General features: G+C 42.2%; 4 protein-coding genes. 1 reads left to right on the top strand and 3 read right to left on the bottom strand.

Features of this window, described 5'->3' with window-relative positions:
- A partial coding sequence (locus F6K57_RS37475; protein ID WP_293073424.1) for a toprim domain-containing protein occupies positions 1-1,337 on the top strand: 1,337 nt, incomplete at its 5' end.
- Positions 1,338-1,363: 26 nt separating this feature from the next.
- Here the strand turns inward: F6K57_RS37475 and F6K57_RS37480 are convergent.
- From F6K57_RS37480 to F6K57_RS37490, 3 genes are all read right to left on the bottom strand, one after another.
- The gene (locus F6K57_RS37480) at positions 1,364-2,221 is read right to left on the bottom strand and encodes an ion channel (RefSeq protein ID WP_293036504.1); all 858 of its coding nucleotides are present in this window, start codon (positions 2,219-2,221) and stop codon (positions 1,364-1,366) included.
- 77 nt (positions 2,222-2,298) lie between these two features.
- Entirely contained in the window at positions 2,299-3,054 is a 756-nt protein-coding gene (locus tag F6K57_RS37485; protein WP_293073427.1) for a hypothetical protein, read from the bottom strand.
- A 238-nt stretch (positions 3,055-3,292) separates the two neighbouring features.
- Positions 3,293-4,039 carry a thioredoxin domain-containing protein gene (locus tag F6K57_RS37490; protein ID WP_293073430.1) on the bottom strand — a complete coding sequence of 249 codons (747 nt, stop codon included), beginning with the start codon at positions 4,037-4,039 and terminating at the stop codon, positions 3,293-3,295.
- Between the last annotated feature and the right edge of the window lie 505 nt (positions 4,040-4,544).

Here is a 4,544-nt window from a genome sequence, read left to right on the forward strand (position 1 = left end):
GCATTATGATTCCCATCCACGACACCCAAGGTCGAGTGATTGGCTTTGGTGGTAGAAGTCTTGGGGATGAGCAACCGAAATACCTCAACTCTCCAGAAACTCCCCTGTTTGATAAAAGTAAAACCCTTTTTGCCCTAGATAAAGCTCGTAATTCCATTACCAAGCAAGACCAAGCTGTAGTGGTGGAAGGATATTTTGATGCGATCGCACTCCATGCTGCAGGAATTACTAATATAGTCGCCTCCCTTGGTACCGCTTTTAGTTTAGATCAAGTCCGGCAACTATCGCGCTATACTGAATCCAAGCAAATTGTGCTCAACTTTGATGCGGATGCTGCTGGTACTAATGCTGCCCAAAGAGCCATTGGAGAAATTGCTAACCTAGCTTACCAAGGACTTGTGCAGCTACGGGTACTGAACTTACCGGATGGAAAAGATGCTGATGAATTCCTCAAATCTGCTCCTGACGCTACGGAAAAATACCGACAACTGTTGCTCAATGCTCCCTTGTGGCTGGATTGGCAGATTGATCAACTCCTGATTGGCAAAGACCTCCAACAAGCCGATCAATTTCAGCAAGTCGCCCAAGCTATGGTTAAGTTACTCAAGCAACTGGACGACATCAACCAGCTCACTTATTATATTAACTACTGTGCTCAAATTCTCAGTCAAGGACAAGGGAAACTAGTATCTTTATACATAGAAAATTTACAAACTCAACTCCAAAAACCCCTTAGAGCTGCCTTTAAGAAATCACCACCTCGGTTAAAGAAACCGAAACAACAGGGTAATCAAGAATCAAACCTACCGGTTGGTAAAGAGCGCATCCTGTTAGAGCGAGCAGAAGCCTTACTGTTACGGATTTATTTACACTGTCCTGACTATCGACAAACAATTATTGATACTCTAGACCAGCGAGATTTACTCTTTAGTCTCTCTCACCATCGATTCTTGTGGCAACAAATTATTGAACTCCAAGGGATAGGCACACAATTTTACACTACCACCCCTGAACAGCTAATCTCCCGTTTACAAGACCGCAGTTTACAATTTCCTAGGGAAATGACTCAAGTCGCTCATCTATTTCATCTTGACGAAACCTGTACAGAAGATATTTTGCGAGCCCCGATGGTAATACAGGCAGCAGCAGCTTCTCTAGAAATAGTAGCTTTGGAAAAACATCGGCGCTATTGTTTAGAGCAATGGCAAAAAATTGACCTTAGTAATGATTGGCAAGGTAAGCAATACTATTGGCAGGAATGTCAAGATGCTAATCGCAGGCTGATCGAATTAGAGAAGATACGTCAGGTCGGTATTTCCGACCTATTAACTATGTAGCAGTTCTCAAACGCTATAAATTCCTATTACTTAACATCATGAAAGTGGCTATAATCAATAATTCTACTGCCGTCTGATTTCCTATCAAACATATCTACAAAACGCCTATCCCACAAAATTTCTGATGCGGTGTAGGAGTGACGACTGTGAATTGTCTGGGAAACCGTTTCATCAATACCAACTAGGGTGATAATAAGTGTGGCTTCCATTTCAGCGAGAGACTCTGGTGTTTCCCCATATAAAGGACTACTTTCATCAATCGGATGCATAACTGTCCAAGTTAGAGCAAAGCTAGGGGTTTGGCTACGCAACAGTTTCAGGTCGTAGAATCGACGCATGGATTCCCCTTCTAAGGTGACTTCATTGCGTAGCAAACTTACCCTGAGCTGAGCTTCCAGAATCCGATTATCCCGTTCATTGGCAGCGCGGAACATGAGGGTAGTTACCCCATTATGGGGCGCAATCACTGCCCTACGACTGAAGATGACTCTGGCAGTAGGGCGAGAGAAGCGGGCAAACATGAGTCCGGTTGCCATGGCTAGGGCCATCAAACCCACTAGAGCTTCTATGGTAACAATGATATTAGCATAGGAAGTCACGGGATACATGGCACCATAACCAATGGATGCCATGGTCTGAACGCTGAAGAAAAAGACATCGAAGAAAGCACCTGGACGGGCATTTTCAATACAATTTCCTCCCGCTAGGTACAATAGGGCAAAGACAATGTTTATGGCTAAATAACAAACCGCAATTAGCCCGAAAAACATTGGCCAATTAACGGTCAGCATTATATGATAAGGGTCACGCCAATAGTTATGGGATGACCCTTTTATAATTACATCTAATTGTCGTCTAGGTCTAGTCCGTTGAGCGATGCGCATCTTAGTTAGTTTAAACTGGTTAATAGCAATTTTTATTGGAAATTTTACCGTAAGCTATTAGCTTATGCGCTACGGATTTATTCAGTTACTTGACCACGGACTAATGCCCATCCTGTCGTAACCTGACCGTAAGCCCAGGTAGCGTAGGGAGCTATACATAACTTAATTAACCAGGGTATCACCATGATTGCGCTAAATATCATCAGCCCCAATACCTTGATCCCGATTTTATGAATTCCGTTCACCAACTCCTGGACTCCTGCTAGAATTTTTTGGGAATCTTCTCTAAGGGCATCGAGGTTAGGAATACCGCTGACAATAGTATTCAAAACCTTAAGTATTTCCAAATTATCCTTTAACACTGCCTTGACCTGTTGCAAACCAACCACTTGTACTTCAAACCCAGGAATAGTAGGCATATCCACTGAAACCTCTTTCATCTCGATATTGACCTTAGGAGGAAATCCACTCCCCAAGTTGACATCTGGTTTCACCGGAAGATTAACATCTGGGATGCCAAGATCAGGCAAACTCACTCCTGTAGGAATCTGTTCAACTATCTCTAAGGCTTCTTGGACCTCTGCCTTTACTGTTTTGATTGGTTCTATGATATTAGCAATGTCTTCTTTGGCTTTTTGAGTACTTTCCTTCACCTCCACTAGGGTGTTATTGATTTCCACTAAAGGGCCACTTACTAGACTTTTGATGTCATGTAAAATTGTTAAAAAAGTAATCAAAAATACCACGACTAGGATAATCGGTATTAAGGCATAGATAATCATAACTATACCATTAAGTCTTTGCCTTAAACCACTGCTTTGATCAACTCTCATCTTCTTACCTCTAGTCAATTAATCACGTTGTCTGACTAAGAAAGTATCTTAAATGTTCCTCGATTAGATATTAAGTTTTAAAGAGCGAGTGGTGCGTTACACCGACGGGCTGTGCCAACACTGGCTACCGATAAAATCAGGGCGAGCCCGTCTTATCACGCACCCTACCAACTTTTGCCTCTTGCCTTTTGCCTCTTGCCCCAAGACGTGTGTTTACAACTCAAATATAGATCCTAGATCATGATTTGACCTGTGCCAGAATACTCTCCATTTCTGATAAGTTGAGAGGAACTTGAAGTACTTCTGTGTTCAACATAAAGAAAGGAGTACCATTAAGACCCAAGCTCTGAGCTAATTTCAGATCGTCCCTAATAGCAGCTTCGGCTCCAACACTGATGCGATCGCGATTAAATTGCTCTAGATCGAGATTAAGATTTTGGGCGATCGCGACATACAAATCTTCATCCAAGTTATTTTGCTGCTCAAACAGGGCATCTTCATACTCCCAGAATTTCCCTTGCTGAAAAGCCGCCCAAGCTGCTTTAGCTGCCGGGATTGCTTCAGGATGAATCTGACTTAGGGGCAAATGCTTATATACTAAGGTTACCTGATCGGAATGTTTGTCCATAAACTGCTTTACGCTTTGGTTAGCTTGGGCACAAAATGGACATTGAAAGTCAGAAAACTCCAACAGCACAATGTTATTTTCCGCCACACCAGTAGTAGGGGAATTCCCAATTATCGATGCTGGCTCTGTACTCATTTGCTGCAAAAATGCTCGCCTGGATTGGGCTAGCTCTTGCTGTTTTTCCTGCTGGTAAGCTTGCAGCGACTGTAAAATAGCCTCTGGATTATTCCGGATAATGGTTAATACTTGCGCTTCTAGTTTATCAGGGTTAGCAAAGTTGTTGCTGCAACTGCTCAAAGTGAGCAAACACAGGAATAAGCTAACAATAGTTAAGGAAATTCGAGACAACTGTTTCATTTTCAACTGTTTACTGTTTACTAGTAATGACCAAATGTTTACTATAGCATTTTTGGCTCTTCCGTACTTGTTATGCTAAATAAACACTTTGGCAAAGGGAGCAGGTGCATCTCACATTTGTAAATGTTCGTAGGGTGCGTGATAAGACGGGCGAGCCCTTATTTTATCGGTAGCAAGTGTTAGGACAATCCGTCCCGTAACGCACCACCCAAACGGCAAAAATGAGATGCACCCGTTTCATCTTTCTCGATAAAAGAGATAAGAACACTATAGGGTTTGTATCTCGGTTGTAAAGTTATCGATTGCCGAAAAAGGCAAGAGGCAAGAGGCAAGAGGCAAGAGGTAAAAAATCATGTGTACCTCATTAGGCTAACAACCGCTATATCCCTCTTCTGTCACTCTCCGAATTCAATGATTAACAAATAAGTCAGATTATCCAGAATTAAAAAAGAATTGATATTGATTAATATCACTAATTAGCTGATTCAATCCCAGCAATAAGTTA

The sequence above is a fragment of the Moorena sp. SIO4A5 genome, from assembly GCF_010672005.1.
In the GTDB taxonomy this organism is placed as follows: Bacteria; Cyanobacteriota; Cyanobacteriia; order Cyanobacteriales; family Coleofasciculaceae; genus Moorena.